The sequence below is a fragment of the Actibacterium atlanticum genome (assembly GCF_000671395.1).
Lineage (GTDB): Bacteria > Pseudomonadota > Alphaproteobacteria > Rhodobacterales > Rhodobacteraceae > Actibacterium_D > Actibacterium_D atlanticum.
In genome coordinates this window covers 64,346-82,782 of record NZ_AQQY01000011.1, presented here as the reverse complement: position 1 = coordinate 82,782, position 18,437 = coordinate 64,346, and the positions used below count along the sequence as shown (strand labels likewise).

The window sequence follows — 18,437 nt, the reverse complement described above, 5'->3', positions numbered from 1 at the left end:
AAATTGAATCAGTGACTTCGGCCTCGATCAAGGGTGAGTTTTTCAACAGAATATCCGCGTAGCAGACCTTGGCGCCAAGTGCAGTGAATGACCGCTTCCCGCCCTCTATGACCGTCAGACCATGCCCACCGCCCTACCGGTGAATTGGCTTTTTGCCACCCTCCTCCTGCAGCATCGCTTCCATATCGTCCAAGCCATCAACGGCAGAGCGCATCTGCGCGTCATCATCCACCCCCACTGTCTCGGCATCCGCGACCAGGCCCTCAAAATCCATCTCCATCTGTCGCTGTTCCTCGGCGATCACAGCTTGAACGACAGGCGCGGTCTTCTTTGGAGCGACATCAGTTTTCCCTGACGGTTTGCCATCAGCAGCCTGGCGTACACCCTCCGCGTCGGCCCCGGGTCCGCTTGACCCGTTCGGTGGCGGTGTCATCGGCATGGCGCGCATACTCGGCGGCAGATTGCCCTGCGGCCCCCCTCCCCCAGGCTGCGGAAACGGCAACTCGCCCGTCTGAGCCGCGTGGATCGCCTTGAACAGCCGATCATCAAAATACTGGATCCGTTTTGCGCGGACCGGCATTTGCGCATCGATCACCATGACGATCTCGTCGAGCGGCAGGCGGCGCGCCTCATCTTCGGGGAGCAGCGAGCTTTCTTCCGTTCGGGTCGACTGGCTGCGGCCCTCGAAGGGGTTCTTGCCGATAGACTGCGAGCGGGTGACCACGGTTTTCGTGGTCTTGCCGACAGCCTTGCTCAGCTCCTCGACGGTTTTTTCGTCGGAGGGCGTCAAGTAGAGCTTTACACCAGCGTTGCCTTGCAGGGCACGGCGGGTGTTCTCACCATAGATTTCATCGAGGGCGGGGATGGTCTGGGTGACCACTGCCAGGTGGCCGCGATAGGTCCGCAGGGTTTCGATGCTCTCGACCACGATGGGCATCTTCCCCAAACGGTTGAACTCGTCGAGCATGATCATCACGGGCCACGGCTCATCCGGCCCGGGGTCCTTTTCCTGCATGGCGGAGAGAAGATCGGAGAAGAAGAGGCGGATCAGGGGCGCCAGTGGCTTCACCATCAACGGCTGGACAACGAGATAGACCGAGAAGGGCTTCTTGCGGATCGTGCGGAAATCAAAGTCCGACACCGCCGTCGCTTCATCAATGGCTGGGTTCTGCCATTGATCGAGCCCCGAGGTCATCAAAAGCGAAACGTAGGAGGTCAGCGTGTCGTTGTTGGTTGAGGCAAGCCGCGTGAAGATCAGCTTGGCGGCCCTGTTCTCCACCTCATGACCCCGTGCGAAATACTCCTTTTGCTTGTTCCCGCCCGAGGCGGCGATGCGGTAGATCTCGCCCAAGGTCGGACGCTTGCGCTGGAAGGCCAAGAGCCCTGCCGCCACGAAGAGATCGATCCCGCCTTTGAGAAGGCCCTGCACCCGGTCATTGTCGCTCTGCAGGAACAGCGTCGCGAGGAGCTGCAATTCCATTTGCTGGCGCGCGGGGTCTTTCAGTTCGAAGATGCGCAGGAGCGGATTGTAGCGATGCGTGCGCTTGCCCTCCCAATCGGTAGGGGCAAAGCGATAGACCTTGTCACCTTGGGCGGCGCGGTGCCGGGCCGTGGCCTCGAAACACTCGCCCTTCACATCGAGCGTCACGGCGGAGCCTTGCCAGGTCAGCAGGTTCGGAATGACAAAGCCCGTGGTCTTGCCGCGACCCGTGGGGGCCACGATCAGCGCGTGTGGGAAGACCTTCGAGCAGATGTACTTCGCGCGGGATTTAGGAGAGCCGAGTTTGCCGAGGATGAACCCGGTCCCGGGGGCCCCGAAGAAGCCATTGGCCTTCATCTCGCGCGCGGTCTGCCAATGGGTCTGGCCAAAGCGTGTCAGGGCGGACCCTGACAGGGCGAGGCTCAGCATCATGCCGGCGGCGGCAAAGCTGCCGATGATCAGATGGATGAGCTGGGCATCCTCGGGGCGGCGATCGAGAATCGCCAGATAGTTCTGCGCGATATAAGCAAAGTCGAACTCGGCCCCGAAGCCGAGATCCTGGTAGGTCAGCACCGCCGAGGCGATGGTGTAGCCTATCGCGGCGGTCACCAGCGTCACGAGCAAGACACCCGTGGCGATCCGCACCTTTCCCATGGAGGCGCTCAATGGACCTGACCCCTCTCGGTTTCGCCATCCACGTCTGTCGCGCGGTGCTTTTCGTATTCGGCGTCGGCAAGTTCATCGACCACCTGGCGCAAGGCCTCGGTGTTGGCCGTCGCGGCATCCGATTGCAGGTAGACCTTGGCCACATAGAGCCGGTCGAGACGGTCCTCGAGAACCTTGTCCAGCGCATCGGCATCGCCGGAAGTGAGCCGGCCCAATTGGCGGTCGTCTAGCACCCGCGCGATCTCCTCGCGGAAAGCGTCCCGCTCCGCCTCGGTCTCGAAGGGCGCGGACAACTCTCCCGCCCGCTCATGATCCAGGACACGCACAATCTCGTCTGCGATGCGGTCGGAACGTTCAGACAGCGGCGCAGTTTCATCGCGAGCCGCGAGAACTTCGTCGCGGGTGCCAACCCCAAGCCCCTCGCGCATCACGGTTTCGCGGCGGACCTGATTGATGGCCTCCGTGTCGCGTATCTCGGCGACGGCCGCATAGGTCGCGCCGAGCCCACGGGTGAGGTGGGACGGCATGTCCGGATAGCGCGCGCGCAAGTCATCTGCGACAGCATCCGCAACGGACGTGCGGAGGTCGCGTACCTCCATGATCCGGTCGACCTCGCGGGTGATCTCGCTGGCGCGGGCCACATCGGTGATGGTCTCCTTGTAGGGCTCAGACCGGTCGATCACATCGCCAGGGCGTGCGAGCAGCTCCGGATGTGCCTCCAGATACGCGCGCTGCTCCGCCTCGATCCGGCGCTCTGCCCGTGAGACCACCTCCCACTCCCGATCCTCGATCTGCTGCGTTGTCAGACCCTCGGCGCGCATCTCCTGACGGATTGTCCCTTCCATCGCCCGGACCGCGTCCTCGTGATAGTGGAACTGCTCGCTGACCGGTTCCGCTTCCATGACGCCATCCCGGCGCAGCACGTTTTCCCGCTCCAACAGCGTGCCAAGCTCGACATGCACGTCATTCAGGATGTCACGCGCCTGTTCCAAATCGACGCGGCGCTCGAGGTTCAGATCGCGCGCCTCGGCCACCTTGGAGAGATCATTGGCGATCCATTGATGCTCGAGCGCTGCATTTGACGCCCCGGTTTCGATCCGGGCCACCATTTCCGATGTGCTGATCCCGGTGCCCCGCAGAGCACCATCGATCCGTGAGCGAAGGCGTGGCTCGGCGAGGCGCTCCAACTGGCTCTCTTGGATGTTTGCCTCTGAGTAGACCCCGCCCTCCGATGGCGCCTCAGACAACGTGCTCGAACGTAATCCGAGCGGCTGCATGTGCTGGACCTGCGTCTGGATCTCGATGAGGCGCTTTTCCAGAACGGGACGTTCCGCGTCGGATTTCTCTGCGATCATGCCCTGCACTCGCGCGAGCTTCTCCGCATAGAGGCTTCTCAGATCCTCGAAACTTTGATACTCGGCCATATACACATCTCCTGTTCGGTCCAACTGTCCGCCGCGCGCCAGCACCTCGCCCGCGCGGAAGAGCGCGGCCGCAATATCCTCGCGGGCCTCCCGGGAGGCTTCGGTGGCGAGCGAGTGGTAGACAGTTCTGGCATTGGCGATCTCCGCCAGCGTCCGCGTCAGGTCGGTGCCCACGCGTTCGCGCTCGCGGGGTGCGCGCCCCTCTTCTTTCGCCGCATAGACCTCGCTGGTCCGGGCCGGGTAGTGCACAACACCCCGATCCACCCGGCGCGTGGCCTCCAGGCGCACGCCGTACTTTTCGGCCTCCTCGACCATAGCGAGGCGGAAGTCGTCATAGTTGAAGCGGTGGTTGCGCCCGAGGTAGAAGAACTCGCCTTCCTGCGAGCGGCGGTTCAGCACCAGATGCGCATGGGGGTGATCGCGGTCCTCGTGCACAGCAATGATGTAGTCGAAATGCCCCTCATCGGTCTGGAAGAACCGCTCGGCCACATCCGTCGCGATGTCGCGCACATCCTCACCCCGCGTGCCGATGGGGAAAGACATGAGCATGTGGGTGGTCTGCCCGAGCTTGGGTTTGAAGCCCGCATCCCACCGCTTGGCAAAGCGCTCGGTGAGGTCCTTGATGTCCTTCGCCTCGAGCTTTGACTTGCCATCCAGGAACCCGCTCGAATCCACGATATGCGTGGATTTGGTGGTGAGGTAATCGAGCTGGTTCATCAGCTGCGATTTGTTGTGCGTCCCCCCGCCCCGGATCGCTTTGAAGACCGCCGGCCGGTGCCCTGCAGCCGCGCGCACAAGCTGGCTCTGTTTGGCGACATGAAGCCCCTGCATCGAGCCTCGGATGCGGCTCCAGCCATTCCGGAATACCTCTCCGGTGACCGCATCGACTGCATCATTCAGCCGCATGCGCAAACTCCCTCAAGGCGGCCGTGGCAGAAAGCTGCATCGCATCCCGACGGCGACGCAGGAGCATGTCAATCTCGTCAGCGGAATCGAGAATGAACCGGGCCAGCCCGCGAATCTGCGCGAGGCGCAATTCGGAGAACTCGGACCCCGCCCCGCCGCCGTCCCCCTGCCCCATCCGGTTGGCCAACGTCATCTGTTTGGCGATCTGTACAACGCCATTGCCAACCTCGTGAAGGGAGACGCGGTAGCGCTCCATCTCCACCGCCATCTGTGCGTCCGGAACGAAGGTCCCACCCGCCATCTGGATGAGTCTTCTCAGCCCCTCCGAGCGCGTCTCGATCCCCGCAGAGATCAGCACATCATCAAAGGCTGCCAACTCCTCAGACGTCACTTTCACGCTCACGGCGGCGACCGGCACCGCCGCATCCCGCCGGCGTTCTTCATCGGCCTTTAGCGTGTATTGGATCGCCCGCGGCGTCACGCCAAACCGCTCCGACAGCACAGACGTCGAAACTCCCTTGGCGGCCTCACGCAGGATCTCTGCTTTTTCAGCATCTGTCAGTCTCTTGGCCCGGGACATGCGAAGAAAGACCCCCTATTTCCTGCCACCTTCATTCAAGGTCACGCTCATCTTACGATACTATATACAATCGTCAATACTATACTTATGTAGATTCGCCACAAGTGACCTTGAATTCCGCTTCTCGCCGAGCGCTGAAAGCGCGAGGCCGCGACCCAGAGGGTCGCCAAGCCATCCCTCCCAACCACCCACTGACCATTTCCAATCCAGGGCGCACCCGAGGGTCTGTCCGAACACCCATCGGTGTTCGGACAGAAACGAGGGGCGGCACAAACTCACACCGGCGGGGCGGACAGACAGGGTCAAGGGAGGCCAGATTTGGCTTGACCCAAATCTCTGCCGGAAAAACCGGCAGGCACCGCCTGACTGTTTTTCCGGATGGCCCCTTGAGGCTGGCTGTCTGCCCTGGCACGAACCATCGTTAGAGCACCCATCTGAACCGCTTGCGGTTCTGACCACCGGGAGCTGTGACCTCGGCCAACGGCCGAAGGTCTCGCTCGCGTGGAGCGCTCCCTGGAACAGGGAAAGGGCCGCCTCACGGCGGCCCAATCCTCGGGGAGGGTTTCAGTCCTGCGGTTCTTTGGAACTCGGCGGGAACATCACCAGTTCCTGGACCGCGACCGGGAAGTCGAGCTTGAGGCTGAAGAACTCCGATCCGTCTCCGTTGCGGGTGTTGCGGAACATGGCCCCGACGCGTTGGAAGCGGGTGCGATCCTGGCCTTCGCTGTCGGTGTACTTGACGGGAACGGTGGCGACGTAGTGGTTGGTCATTTGGGTATCTCCTTTTTGCGATGGGGATCTACCTGCACGGGGGACAAGGGCCGGTCGCAAGCGCAAATGCGGAGGGTCCGCGCGCCTGCGCGTGGAAACCGTATTTGCGCTTGCCGGAGCGAAGCGGAGGGGACGGACGGCCCGACCCCGTGCGATCCACATCAATGAGCAAAAAGGAGTTGCCCGGATGTGCAGCCCATGTCTGAGCCGCCACCGGTCTTGTCATGTTCTGGCGATATGGAACGGTTGTCTTCGCCAATCCAACGTGTCGGTGACTTGGTTCGTTTTGCCCGATTGAAACGGCTCTGCGTTCTTTAGCCTCAAGCTTGGCTTTTCGCCCGTTATCCCTTGTGACGATGCCTCCGCTTCTCTAGCGTCAGGCAATCCGCTCGAGCGAGATGGGTGGCCGTATGGCGGTCCGGTTTAGTGAAGCGTGAAGACGCATTCGACCAGCAGCCGAATTGAGCGCCCTGCCCTCCCGCTGATTGAGCTAGGTGGGTGGATGGCACAAGTTCACCGCATCGGAACCTGAGGTCAACACCACCTGAAAACGACGAAAGGGCCGCCCGAAGGCGACCCTCTCAGTTTCAGCTCTCAGTGACCTTCTTCGCTGGATCGGCGACCCGCATGACCGTCACACCTTTCGCCTCCGCCTTTTGCCCGAGGTTCAGCGCAACCCCGTTGCCACCAAAGAGCACGACACCTGTTGCCGCGAACTTGTCGTCCAGCATCTCATCGTTGCACTTGAAGGGTGCCGCTCGCCCATGCGCGGACCAGCGCGGATCGAACCGCGCCTGGGCGATGCCGCGCGCGCGGGCCCAACGGGCCGCGATCATCTCGGCCCCATGCTTGCCGCCCTTGTGGCAGACGAAGATGTCCTGGTTGCGGTTCTGCTTGATCCGGTCCCGAACCTTGTCGAGCGTGTTGAAGATCACATCGATGTCCGTCCAGTCGGTCGCACCCGAGACGATCAGGGGTACGCCCTCGACCTTCGATTTCGCGGCCGTCTCGCGATCATGCTGTTCGAGCAGTTGCTTCGCCTCGAAAACAGCCCCTGTCTCTTGTGCCCGGGCATTGGCGCGGGAGCCCGATGCCGGGATGAAGGCGTTGCCGGTCTCGACCTCGTAGCATTCTGCCGCCGCTTCACTCATCACCTCGATGGCGCCGACGATCTCGCGCAAGTGCAGGAAGCGGGCCTGTGCCTCTTCCAGCGCAGTCTCCGCGATCTCGGATCCGTCATGGCATTTTGCCAGGGCGCTGATCTTGTCGGCTGTGCGGTCGACCTCCTTCGTCAAGACCACCTTGCGGCGCTGCAGGATCGTGGCGAGCCCATGCGCAAGCGGTTCGATCTCCGCTTCAAGCCCGGTGCCGCGCAACTGGCCCAGCAGGGTCTCAAAAGTCTCGCGGATGATGCTATCCTTCAGGATGTGATCTTCAGGGATCGGCAGCTCGGCGTCTTTCTCGGTCAGGCCGAAGAGTTCGATGGTCTCATAGGTGTTCGCTTGATCGTAAGCCATGTTCTGATCTCCAGATGTTCGGGTGTTTCGCTCACCACAGGAGTGTGGTGGCATGGCCGAATGTCTGGTTTCCGAATCTGCCCGGGTCAGGGACGGCGCAGCCGCCGGCTTGCCGGGCGCAAAAGTTTTCCGGGCGCGGGGTCCACCACAGGCGCACCGCCGCGCACGAAACCGCCGGTCCCGCTCGCTCCGCCCTCGCCGAAAAGTTTTGCGATCCTTGACGCGGGCTGATTTGGGGGCCATCCGGAGGATATGCTTCCGCACTCATGTGTGTGTGATTGACGGTAGGTTTGCCCGAACGAGCAGGCAAACGGCGCGACCGGACGCGAAAGACGGATGAAGCGGCGGGATCGTTTTGGCCTTGGGCCTAAACAGACCAGAGCGCAATCCGGCGGAGCGGCCGGGGAGTGACGTGCTCGCGAGACGGGCAAACCGGGATGCCGGATGCAACGCCGCGGTGAGGCCGCATGGCCGAATGCGCGACAGGCCATCGGCCTGTTCTCCCCTGCGACACGCGTAGCCGAGCTGGGGAAGCCGGAAGGCTGACACCCAAGCAGAAGATCAGGCGCTCCCCATTCTACTTGAGATCGCGCAACAAGAAGGCGGTGATGTAATCGAATTCACACAGAAAAGACGAACTGCGTTGCCAAAAAAGGCAGGATTGTCACGAGCACGATAGGCCTACGAAATTGAGGGCGCGGCCTTTCATTCAGTCGAGCTCAAATTTTCAATTGGTCGGAGATTGACTTTCAATTGGTCAGAAGCGTACTTTCAGTTGGTCGAAAGGAGTTGCATGGCGATGTACCCAAGATTTGCCAAAGCTAGAGTAGAAGAGGCGCTGTCCGACACCCGCGTGGTGCTCATCTCGGGGCCGCGTCAGTCTGGCAAGACGACGCTTGCAAGCGACATCGCGTCGGACAAGATACCCTTTCTGACATTGGACGATGCCAACGTTTTGCGATCCGCAGTCGATGATCCGGTCGGTTTCGTCCGCGGGCTGGACCGCGCAGTAATTGATGAGATCCAACGTGCGCCAGACCTTCTGCTCGCCATTAAAAACCTGGTTGATGACGACAAGACGCCGGGACGATTCCTCCTGACGGGTTCCGCAAACCTTATGACCATACCCAAAGTGGCCGATTCCCTCGCCGGCCGCATGGAGGTCGTTCGATTGCTACCCCTGTCACAAGCAGAGATATTGGGAAAACAGTCGGACTTCATTGATCGCGCCTTTGCAGGGGAGAAACCGAAAGCAGACCACATGATCGTCGGGGGCGACCTCGTTGAAACCGTTCTATCCGGGGGGTATCCCGAGGCACTTGGCCGGGCGCGATGGTCGCGAAAGCAGGACTGGTATCACGGCTACCTCGATGCGATCGTCCAGCGCGACGTCAGAGACGTGGCACAAATCGAACAGCTTGCCATAATGCCGAAGCTGATATCGGTGCTCGCCGAGCACTCAGGGCAGTTGGTCAACTATTCCGGTATCGGTGCTGGCCTCGACCTCAATCATGTTACCACACGCAAATATGTGAGTGTCTTCGAGAGCCTCTACCTTGTTCACACCTTGCAACCCTGGTTCACGAACCGACTGAAACGCCTGACCAAGTCGCCCAAACTTCATTTTCTTGACGCGGGGCTTCTAGCCGCAATGCGGGATGTTTCACCGGAAGTGGTCCGCAAGGACAAAACGAGCTTCGGTGCGATCCTGGAGACCTTTGTGTTTGGCGAGCTACGGAAGATTGCGACGTGGAGCGAACAGAACTGTTCGTTCTCGCATTTCCGGGACAAGGACAAAAACGAGGTCGACATCGTATTGGAGAACCGCCGAGGTGAGGTCGTCGGGATCGAGGTAAAATCCTCCGCGACCGTTTCAGCAAGCGATTTTTCAGGAATGCGTAAGCTGGCGGAAGCCTGTGGCGAAAAGTTCGTTCAAGGTATGGTACTCTATGACCACGATCAGGTTGTTCCGTTCGGCGAGAACATGTTCGCCGCTCCGCTATCGTGTTTGTGGGGGCGTTCATGAATCTGGTCGAGGAACAATGCGTCGAGGATCTCGCGGATCTTCTCTACAATTTCTTGCCAGGAAGCGGCAACTCCCGGACCGCGTTCCCATTGGCGGCATCGCAGGTCCAATGCGAAGACCTGTGGATCGGGGGGAGTAAACGTCCGGCAGTCGCGCAAATGCTGTCGTTGACGCTCAATCAACGGCGACACTGGTTCAGCCCATTGATGCTGCGATCGTTCGGCAAAAGGGGAACCGCTTCTCCGCGGCTCCCCTTGCAACGATGAACTTGTAAAGTCCGACCAACTCAGGCCACCAGTGAAAGCCCTCCAGTCGTATCCCGCTCGCCACTGTCGACGAACGGGGTGATCGAAAATACCTGACCACCACGCTGTTCTTCGTTCTGAACGGCATTGACGCGCAGATCGCCGTCAGGCGTGTTGATCAGCAACGACAGGTACTCGTTACCGGTCCGGGCGCTCTTGGCCATCCAGGCGGAACCAACGCGGATCGCATGGCCTCGCGGCGAGCTGATCTCGATCCGATAGTCAGGATGGGTCTCTTCGGATTTGAATTCGTTCTCGATCAGCATGAAGTCGAGATCGAACATCATGTTGGCGATGTAGCCGGCGAAAGCGTTGTCAGCATCCATCACCGTCAGCTCGCCCGAGATCGAGCCGGATTTCATGGTACCGTTCGAGACCAGCGGGATGATTTCGAACTCACCACTTTTCGCGTCACGCGCTTCCTTGGTCTGAACGGCATTGACCCGGAACGGACCAAGGCCGACATCGATCTGCATCGAAATGTAGTGGTTGCCCGTGGTATTGCCGGTCTCGTTCCAGGCCGTACCGATGCGCACCGTGCGGCCGGATTTGTTCACTGCGGTCACATCATAGTCCGGACTGCGCTCCGACATCTTGGTCCGCTCCTCGAGCTGGATGGCAATATCGAAGCGGTTGCTGTGGATCATACCGGTATAGATGGCTGCGGCGGTTTCAACGTTCTTGGTCAGAGTTCCTGCGAACATGGGTCTTCTCCTATCTGAGTTTGCCGGTGCCTGACCTCTGGTCATCGCCACCGGGATTGCTTTTCGACCCCTTCCTGGGATCACAAAACCCAAGGCCTCCTTTCCTTTCTCTCCCTCCCTGTCCGCTCGTCCAATCGGCAGAGCGTGAACACCGCCGATCGATACACGCACTGCCCCCATTTCCCGCAGCTAAGGAGTGGTTCGATCCGGCGATAAAGAAGTCAGCCTTGTCACCGTACAGCCGCGTGCCACTCAGATCGGTCAAACCAATAGTGCTACCATTCGGCAGATAGGTGATTAGGTATTGGCCGAGGCCGTCCTTGTGAACGCGGTAGGCTTCGTTCACCCAACTCACGGGGGAACCGGCATCAACCGCGGCCTTGATGTCTGCGATGTTCATTTGGGTCTCCAATCAAGGTTTTTTGTACGAGGGACGCGAAGGCCCGATCTTCTGACCCGGCCATCGAGGATCTGTTGTCGCGAGCGCGTCGAACCACAATGGTTGTCAGGCGGCTCGGTTTGCCACGGGCAATGAACCGTCCCCAACGATCCGCTCAAGGATGGCAGCGGTATCGACCCCCTCCCCGTGCGGCACAAAGACCCGGAGCTGGAAGGCGATGATCTCGGTGAAGCAGCCAAGAGATTTCAGGCTGTTGATCATGCCCCGATCCGCGCCGTCGATTTCAAGGCGCGCAGACCCGGCCACCCGCCGTCGCGCCAGGGTGAGGCCTCGACCCAATTCGACTGGCGCGGTCGACCCAAGGGCCGCCGTCAGCATCTCCTGCGGTGTTTTCGGATCGCCTGCCATGAACCGCGCCCTGAGCGCTGCGGCCCCATCCTCGCTGACGGTACGGCCGATCAAGCTGGCGCACCCCTCGGGTGTGACCCGGTAGATACGCTCGTTGCCCGAGGGTATGTCCTTCCAGATCGGCAAGAGCAGCCCGGTCAACAGGTAGAGCTTGGTCGTCGTGGTTTTCGGCAGGCTATCGGCCTCCTTGTCCCAGAGGTGGATGAACTCGGATTTCCCAACCTCCTTCCAGGTCGAATTCTGGAACTTGCCCTCCTCCACATAGGTGGAGCCGGTCGGCCGGGTCACCTTCCGCATGAATGTGACGATATCCTCATCATACATCTGCATCGGGCGGGATGAGATGAGCGCTGCGCGACCGGAGGCAAGATTGATCATTGGCACCTTGTCCGAGTTGCGGCTCAGAGCCTTTTCTGCCGACAGGACATGGACCGGATCGGTAACTTCGAGGCCAACGATCCGCGTCACTGCCGTCGATTGCGGGCAGGTCCAGAGATCTTCGGTGGAGGTTTGCACGATCCGGTCACCCCGCAATGTCTCCACCCCGAGATCGAGCGTGCCGGCGGCACGGGCCCGTTCGGTCTGATCGGCTATGCGGCCTATGAACTCGGCAAAGAGTGAGTTCTGAATGTGGATCGGCAAGGCCAGCACGCGGTTGAGAAAGCGCTGGATCGGCGGCAGTTCTTCAAGAAGCACGCCGTCCTTGTCGATCAGCCGCAGCGCGGTCCAATCGGTGAACTCATCATAGCTCATCGCCGCGGCGTGTCCGGCTGCCAGGTCGGCGTAGTAGCCGCGCAGCGCGGCCCGTGCGATCGGGCTTTCGAGATTGTCTTCCTCCCGGAACATGCCCTGCGAGCCAGTCTCGCGCTGTCCCTTGGTGAGCGCGCCCAACTGATCCAGCCGACGGGCGATCGTGGAAGTGAAGCGTTTCTCGCCATGCACATCGGAAGTGCAGACCCGGAAGAAGGGCGCGCTGACCTGGGCCGAGCGATGCGTACGCCCGAGCCCCTGGATCGCCGCATCTGCGCGCCAGCCGGGCTCCAGCAGATAGTGCCGCCGCCGCTTTTGGTTCTTGGCCGTCTGAGCCGCATGATAGGACCGCCCGGTGCCACCGGCATCGGAGAAGATCAGAATGTCTTTCTCGCCATCCATGAAGGCACGGGTTTCCGAGGAATTGCTGCTGGCAGTGCGCTTCACGATGAAGAGCGCTCCGTCCTGGGACTTCAGGGGCCGGATGGAACGTCCGGTCACTTCGGCCACGGCCTCATCGCCGAAGGCCCAGAGGATCTGATCCAGAGCAGACGGGATCGGTGCCAGGGACATCAGTTCCATCATGGCCGCGTCCCGCAAGGCAAGCGCTTCGCGCGACACAACCAGCTCGCCTTGTTCGTTGCGAAGCGGCTCAGCGACCATATTGCCGTCGATCTCGACCAGCTTCTGGGCATGGATCGGAAAGGCCTGATCGAGGTAACTCAGCACATAGTCACGCGGCGTGAGAGCGCCCTCGACCAGCTCGTCTTCCGGGTCCATCGCCTCCAACCGCCGTTTCAACAGGCTTTCACCCGTGGAGACCACCTGGACGACACAGGCAAAGCCATCTTCCAGATCCCGCTCGATAGCGCGGACAATCGTCGGAGCCTTCATACCCATCAGGAGGTGGTTGAAGAACCGCTGCTTGGTGCTTTCGAACCGTGATTTTGCCGAGGCCTTGGCGGCAGACGCATTGGTTTCGCCGGAAGCGTCAATGACACCCGTCGCCGTAAGCGCCGCCTCGAGATTCTGGTGAATCGTGCGGAACGCATCCGCATAGGCATCGTAGATTTCGGTCTGGGCAGGGGTGAGCGCGTGTTCCAGCACGTCATATTCCACGCCATCGAAACTGAGGGCACGCGCCGTATAGAGCCCCAGCGTCTTGAGATCGCGTGCCACCACCTCCATGGCCGCCACACCGCCGGCCTCCATGGCGGAGACAAAGCCCTCGCGGCTGGCGAAGGGAAACTCTGGCCCCTGACCCCAGAGTCCGAGACGGGAGGCATAGGCGAGATTGTGAACGCTGGTCGCGCCCGTGGCAGAAACATAGAAGACCCGGGCACGCGGCGCGGCCAATTGCAGGCGAAGCCCGGCAAGCCCTTGTTGGGAGGGTTTGACCCCCTTGCCCTGCTCGGACCCCGCGGCGTTCTGCATCGCATGGGCCTCGTCAAAGGCCAGCACGCCGTCGAAACCGTCGCCCATCCACTCGAGGATCTGGTTCAACCGCGTCGTGCCGCATTTGCCCGCCGAGCGCAGCGTGGCATAGGTCACGAAGAGGATGCCGTCGCCCAAGGGGATCTGCTGGTCGGGTTTCCATTTCGAGAGCGGCTGGATATCGGCGGGGGAGCCGCCAAGATCGGTCCAGTCGCGGATCGCATCCTCAATAAGCGTGGCGGATTTGGAGACCCACACCGCCTTGCGGCGCCCAGCAAGCCAGTTCACCAGGATGAGCCCCGCGCATTCGCGGCCCTTGCCGCAGCCGGTGCCGTCGCCGAGGAAGTACCCCTGGCGATAGGCCTGTGCGTCGGGGTCCTCGTCAGCGCGGGTTAGTTTGGTTTGGTCTTCATCGATGGTGAAGCGGCCTGGAAGATCACGGCTATGGGCGTCATTGGCCATGATGATGGTTTCAAGCTGAGCCTCGGAGAGTTGGCCTTCTTCGATCAGTCGGGCGGGCAGGCGTAGCTGTTCATCAGCATCCAACCGCGGCATTGGCGGGGCCACGGATGCCATGGCGATGCTTTCGACCAGGGGTGTGGGATGTTCCTGCGCACTTGCGATCTCGATCCGCTGCGGGCGATAACGGGCGTAGATATCCGAGACGGGGGCATTATCGCGCGGGGTAACATGCGCGGTGAATTCCAGGGGAATGGCTGCATGTGATTTGGCTTTCGTGGCCGCGACCGGTGCTGCCGGTCGTTTGCGCATGACACGCGTGGCGGGTCTGGTTGAAACAGCCGAGACCTGCAGCTTGGTTTTCATCGATGGCGCACCAACCGGTCGGTTGGCGGCAACGTCATCGACAATACTCAAGGCAGCATCCAGATCATCAACAGCCGCACAAACGAATTCAGCATCCTCCCGCACCTTGTCGAAGACCATGAGCTGGGTCTCCACCGAGGTGCCAAGTTTGCGATAGATTTGACCCGGGAACGTCAGTGCCAGGCGCGGTGTCAGCAGCCCGCAGGCACGGGCCCAATGCGCTGCATCGCGCTCCGGGCTGAAGCCCGGCGGCATGATCGCCACGAGACGCCCAACAGGTGCCAATCGTTTGGCGGCTGAGATCAGATGCTTGGCCGCGATGTGTTTGTCCTTCGAGCGATCGACCGAGGAGGCGAAGGGCGGGTTCATGACCACGACATCGGGGATAGCGGGATCGGTGAGCAGATCATCGATATGTTCGCCGTCATGGCCCGTCACATCGATCTGAAACAGGGCCCCCAGAAGCGCTTGGCGGAAGGGATCGATTTCGTTGAGAAGCAGCTTGCCGCCTGCCCGAGCAACGAAAGCGGCCAATGTGCCAGTGCCGGCCGACGGTTCCAGAACAGTTTCGCCTTCACGGGTCGCGGCAGCACGAACTGCCAGCGCGGCATAGGGCAACGGGGTGGAGAATTGCTGCAGGCGAACCTGCTGTTCTGAGCGCCGTGTCTCGGTCAATAGCCGCGCAGAGAGTATTTGGGCGCCAACAGCCGGATCGGCACCCCTGCCCCGCAAAATCCGCGACACCGCTGCGGCCTGCATCATATCGTAGGCCATGCGCCAATCCCAGGCAGCTGCGGCGTCGCTGCCGCCAAAGCACTCGCGCATGATCCTGGCCAGCACGGAACTGCGCAAGGGATGGTCGGCAATTTCTGTACCGATCTGTGTCAGAGCACCAGCGAGGTCGGCATCGGAAACAGTTTGAAAAGGGTGCTTTGGGTTGAGTTTGGCCATGGTGTCGGTCCTTTGGGTCAGGGTCTGAGTTCCAAAGGACAAAAGCGTGCTTTTCACTTTCGGGGGCGGGTTAGAGATCAGGCCAGAGGCAAGCGCTCAGCCAAAATCGGGAAATCCGGTCCTACACATGAGGCCCGGGTCATAGCGCGACCTGATCCAAGCAAAGATTACCTGACGAGCTAATCTAGTGGATACTGCGAAACCCTCCAAGGTAAGCTTTGCGGACTTCTGAGTGGTTTCCAGAATCTTTGATTTTTATTGCCTATGCTTTAAGCTCAGTGTCCGGCTCCAAATGGATGGTAAATGCCGATCCCGGGAACTTCGTTTCTAGGGACTTCTCGATTCCGTCGCATATGTCATGGGCCTGCCCGACCGACATCTCCTTCGCAACGACCAGATGAAACTCTCCGAAGAGAACGGCTCCGGACAACCGCACCCTCAGATCGTGAAACTGCAGAGCCTCGCCCATTTCGCGTTGGATGATGCTTTCGACTTCCGCCCGGGTTTCGTCATCAATACTGGCGTCCATTAGACCATCGACGCTTTCGGAAATTACGTGCCATCCTTCACGCAGGATGTTGAGGGCGACCAGAATAGCAAGGATCGGGTCCAAAATCAGCCATCCCGTCGCCAATGCCAGGATGACGCCCACCACGACCCCGGCAGAGGTCAGAACATCCGTAAAGATGTGGCGGGCGCTGGCTTGAAGAGCCGGTGAGCGGTTTCGTCGCCCAACACGCAAAAGGGTGTATGCCCAAATACCGTTGACGATTGCGGCAATGATGTTGATGCCAATGCCCAGCATCGGCGCGTCTTCGATATGTGGGTTTGGCAGCGCAGTGATAGCTTCTCGCAGGACGAGACCGGCGGCAATCAGGATCATAACGCCTTCGGCAACTGCAGACAGATATTCCGCTTTGGTATGGCCGAAGGGATGGCGAGCATCGGCAGGCTTTTCGGCCAGACGGATTGCATAAAAGGCCAGTCCTGCCGCGATCACGTTCACGGTGCTTTCAAGCGCATCCGACAGCAGTGCAACCGAGCCGGTCATCTTCCAAGCCAGAAGCTTGAGAAGAAAAACCAACAAGGCCACCGGGATCGACCAGAAAGCAAATTTGCGCGACACGAAAACACCTTATGAACGTTTCCAACATGAACGTTTCCAACGTTGCTATCCGCAAAACTGGTCTTCCGCGAGACGGAATTGTACCGGAGCTGTGCGATGCCGCTCCGGTACTCCTATTAATCTTCAAAGATCCCACGGTCTGCGCCGCGATGGCAGGCGGCGCAGTTCGACATGGACCCGGCCTTTTGCAACCTGCGCGAAGAGACTTCGCCATCGTGCTCGGACCGGAACCAAGGCATTTCGGAAATCCGCAAGGGAGTTTCGTCCGGCGACACCCGATACAGCAGCCCAGACGATCGTCCGCCCGCATCGGCGGCGTTCTGAACCAGATAGGCTTCGATCTCGGCGCGGGAGACCTCGTCCAGGGTCGCGTTCTCGCCGAAATGATCGTCCAGCGTCGTCATGATCGCGGTCCAGGAGCGCTGCGGAAGGAACCCGGCGGGATAGGCCATGTGGCATTCGCTGCATTCCGCCTTGGTGGCGTCATGGGTCACGGGCGGCATGTATTCGCCTTCGCTGGCGAGAACGGGTGCGGCAACGAGGGCAAGAGTGGCGGCAAGGGAGAGTTTCATGGGATATCCTTTCTTCAGAGGCTCACGAGCCAGGCGATGATGTCGGCTTTTTCCTGGGCGCTGCAGTCACGCCCAAGAACCGAATTGCAGTTCCGTCCGAACCACTTTTCCACGAATTTCGTATCGGTAAAGCGTTCGGGATTTGCGGTCGGGGAAAGAGGGTCAATTGGCTTACCGGTGCGCGCTTGTCCTCCTTTGGTCGGGTCCGCTGAATGGCAGGTAGTGCAGGAAGGCGTATCGGGCTTGCCACCCGAATGGGTCGCCATGAACAGCGCCTGACCGTTTTCCGGTGATGCGGCAGCGCCTGCCGCGGCGCTATACTGTTCGATCAAAGCTTGCGGCGAGGTGTCCTGTGCCAACACAGGCTGCGCCATCAGAGCGGTCAGCAATATCAGAGTGTGTTTCATTGTTTGGGCTCCTTGGGAATGGAAATCTGGAAGGGGCTGAACCAACCGGTTTCAGCGTCTGCATGGCAGGCGATGCAATTAGAGCGGCTGTAGATGTTCCGTTGACGGAAGCTGGCCTCGTCTACCGAAGTGTGAAGGCGTTTCCACGCTTCGGTATCCGGCAAGGCAACCGGGGTGCTTTCGCGCAAATCGCTCCAAAGCAATGCGGGCTTGCTGTCGGTCGTGGCCGCGGCGTGTTCTGTCAGCCAGGCAGCGACTTCAATGCGGGTTTCTTCCGGCAGGCTGGCATCCTCACCGAAATGCTCGCCCAGCCCGCCCATCATCAGCTCCCACGAGGCCGCGGGGCGCGTGGACGGGTGGTAGGCCATGTGACAGGCGGCGCATACATCGCCATATACCTGTGCCATTGGCCCGACGGGCGGAAGGGTCAGGGGGCATTGTGAGAGACCGTTGATGGTCACGACGGCTCCGATCACCAACCCTGAGATCAACAGGATTGCCAAGACCAGATGCGTTGGCCTTGGCGGTGCCACAAGATCACCGTTGCGCTCTTCCTTGCGCCCCGTGACCATCGAACAGGCAAGGCACTCGCGGCTGCGACGGCTTTCGACAATGACGCCGCCAACATGCAGGACGATCAAGCCAAGCAATATGAAGCCCGCCAATTCGTGGAGTTCGGTCCAAAGCGGGCCCTGCGACGCGGTTAACGATGCCGCCAGCGGTCCGGTTTTCAACCCGCTTCCAAGGGCTGCAATCCCGGTGACACCTAAAGCGATGATCAAGGCAAGCAGCGCAACGACCATCAGCGCACCAAGCGGGTTGTGTCCGATATGGCGCGCGTGATCTGCGCCGGCCTTCAAGTGGTCAGAAATCTGGCGGAGTGTGGGGATGAACTGAGAAAACCGAGCGTAGGTCGGGCCTGTGAACCCCCAGACGATCCTGGCGACCACAAGGGCGACGGCAAGCGAGCCGGATACCAGGTGCAGGCGTATCCAGGATGCATCCAGCAGGAATCCGGAAGCCAGAGCCATGACAACACTGACCACCAACGCCCAATGGAAGACCCGTATGAACCGGTCCCAGACAGGATGCCCATCGTCAACCAGCCCTTCAAATGGTGTGGGAATGTCGCTCATTGACTCAGCCTCTCATCAAACTCAGGACAAGATTGGCAAAAGCGCGCTG

The 18,437-nt window shown here is 60.6% G+C and carries 13 protein-coding genes; 2 read left to right on the top strand and 11 right to left on the bottom strand.

The window, feature by feature from the left end:
* Positions 1-133 precede the first annotated feature (133 nt).
* The 5 genes from ATO10_RS14220 to ATO10_RS14200 all read right to left on the bottom strand — a co-directional run bounded on the left by ATO10_RS14220 (position 134) and on the right by ATO10_RS14200 (position 7,344).
* Complete coding sequence (locus tag ATO10_RS14220) at positions 134-2,134, bottom strand: type IV secretory system conjugative DNA transfer family protein (RefSeq protein ID WP_035252735.1); 2,001 nt, start codon at positions 2,132-2,134, stop codon at positions 134-136.
* Positions 2,135-2,142: 8 nt separating this feature from the next.
* A complete protein-coding gene (locus tag ATO10_RS14215; RefSeq protein WP_035252734.1) occupies positions 2,143-4,476 on the bottom strand; it encodes a relaxase/mobilization nuclease domain-containing protein in 2,334 nt (777 codons plus the stop codon).
* Complete coding sequence (locus tag ATO10_RS14210) at positions 4,463-5,056, bottom strand: hypothetical protein (protein WP_035252732.1); 594 nt, start codon at positions 5,054-5,056, stop codon at positions 4,463-4,465. The genes ATO10_RS14215 and ATO10_RS14210 overlap by 14 nt, the downstream gene beginning before the upstream one ends.
* A 564-nt stretch (positions 5,057-5,620) precedes the next feature.
* Complete coding sequence (locus tag ATO10_RS14205) at positions 5,621-5,827, bottom strand: hypothetical protein (protein ID WP_035252730.1); 207 nt, start codon at positions 5,825-5,827, stop codon at positions 5,621-5,623.
* Positions 5,828-6,414: 587 nt separating this feature from the next.
* Complete coding sequence (locus tag ATO10_RS14200) at positions 6,415-7,344, bottom strand: DUF2493 domain-containing protein (RefSeq protein WP_035252728.1); 930 nt, start codon at positions 7,342-7,344, stop codon at positions 6,415-6,417.
* Positions 7,345-8,137: 793 nt separating this feature from the next.
* Between ATO10_RS14200 and ATO10_RS14195 the strand changes: the two genes are divergently transcribed.
* Complete coding sequence (locus tag ATO10_RS14195; RefSeq protein ID WP_035252725.1) at positions 8,138-9,370, top strand: ATP-binding protein; 1,233 nt, start codon at positions 8,138-8,140, stop codon at positions 9,368-9,370.
* Positions 9,367-9,636: a hypothetical protein gene (locus ATO10_RS14190; protein WP_035252721.1), complete on the top strand. Its 270-nt coding sequence runs from the start codon at positions 9,367-9,369 to the stop codon at positions 9,634-9,636. The genes ATO10_RS14195 and ATO10_RS14190 overlap by 4 nt, the downstream gene beginning before the upstream one ends.
* A 20-nt stretch (positions 9,637-9,656) precedes the next feature.
* On the opposite strand, the gene ATO10_RS14185 is transcribed toward ATO10_RS14190, so the two are convergent.
* From ATO10_RS14185 to ATO10_RS14155, 6 genes are all read right to left on the bottom strand, one after another.
* On the bottom strand, positions 9,657-10,379 hold the full coding sequence (locus tag ATO10_RS14185) for a DUF736 family protein (RefSeq protein ID WP_035252718.1): 723 nt from the start codon (positions 10,377-10,379) through the stop codon (positions 9,657-9,659).
* Positions 10,380-10,884: 505 nt separating this feature from the next.
* On the bottom strand, positions 10,885-15,147 hold the full coding sequence (locus ATO10_RS14175) for a strawberry notch-like NTP hydrolase domain-containing protein (RefSeq protein WP_035252715.1): 4,263 nt from the start codon (positions 15,145-15,147) through the stop codon (positions 10,885-10,887).
* A gap of 262 nt (positions 15,148-15,409) precedes the next feature.
* Positions 15,410-16,273: a cation diffusion facilitator family transporter gene (locus tag ATO10_RS14170; RefSeq protein WP_035252712.1), complete on the bottom strand. Its 864-nt coding sequence runs from the start codon at positions 16,271-16,273 to the stop codon at positions 15,410-15,412.
* A gap of 116 nt (positions 16,274-16,389) precedes the next feature.
* Positions 16,390-16,845: a diheme cytochrome c gene (locus ATO10_RS14165; protein WP_035252710.1), complete on the bottom strand. Its 456-nt coding sequence runs from the start codon at positions 16,843-16,845 to the stop codon at positions 16,390-16,392.
* Between the two features lie 14 nt (positions 16,846-16,859).
* On the bottom strand, positions 16,860-17,252 hold the full coding sequence (locus ATO10_RS14160; protein ID WP_035252708.1) for a DUF1924 domain-containing protein: 393 nt from the start codon (positions 17,250-17,252) through the stop codon (positions 16,860-16,862).
* Positions 17,249-18,388, bottom strand: coding sequence for a cytochrome b/b6 domain-containing protein (locus ATO10_RS14155; protein WP_035252706.1), 1,140 nt, complete (start codon positions 18,386-18,388; stop codon positions 17,249-17,251). Before ATO10_RS14155 ends, ATO10_RS14160 begins: the two co-directional genes overlap by 4 nt.
* Between the last annotated feature and the right edge of the window lie 49 nt (positions 18,389-18,437).

Coding starts and splice junctions, on each gene's coding strand:
- ATO10_RS14215 (WP_035252734.1), bottom strand. CDS start 4,476: ATGCGGCTGAATGATGCAGTCGATGCGGTCACCGGAGAGGTATTCCGG.
- ATO10_RS14190 (WP_035252721.1), top strand. CDS start 9,367: ATGAATCTGGTCGAGGAACAATGCGTCGAGGATCTCGCGGATCTTCTC.
- ATO10_RS14175 (WP_035252715.1), bottom strand. CDS start 15,147: ATGGCCAAACTCAACCCAAAGCACCCTTTTCAAACTGTTTCCGATGCC.
- ATO10_RS14220 (WP_035252735.1), bottom strand. CDS start 2,134: ATGGGAAAGGTGCGGATCGCCACGGGTGTCTTGCTCGTGACGCTGGTG.
- ATO10_RS14185 (WP_035252718.1), bottom strand. CDS start 10,379: ATGTTCGCAGGAACTCTGACCAAGAACGTTGAAACCGCCGCAGCCATC.
- ATO10_RS14200 (WP_035252728.1), bottom strand. CDS start 7,344: ATGGCTTACGATCAAGCGAACACCTATGAGACCATCGAACTCTTCGGC.
- ATO10_RS14205 (WP_035252730.1), bottom strand. CDS start 5,827: ATGACCAACCACTACGTCGCCACCGTTCCCGTCAAGTACACCGACAGC.
- ATO10_RS14210 (WP_035252732.1), bottom strand. CDS start 5,056: ATGTCCCGGGCCAAGAGACTGACAGATGCTGAAAAAGCAGAGATCCTG.
- ATO10_RS14195 (WP_035252725.1), top strand. CDS start 8,138: ATGGCGATGTACCCAAGATTTGCCAAAGCTAGAGTAGAAGAGGCGCTG.
- ATO10_RS14165 (WP_035252710.1), bottom strand. CDS start 16,845: ATGAAACTCTCCCTTGCCGCCACTCTTGCCCTCGTTGCCGCACCCGTT.
- ATO10_RS14155 (WP_035252706.1), bottom strand. CDS start 18,388: ATGAGCGACATTCCCACACCATTTGAAGGGCTGGTTGACGATGGGCAT.
- ATO10_RS14160 (WP_035252708.1), bottom strand. CDS start 17,252: ATGAAACACACTCTGATATTGCTGACCGCTCTGATGGCGCAGCCTGTG.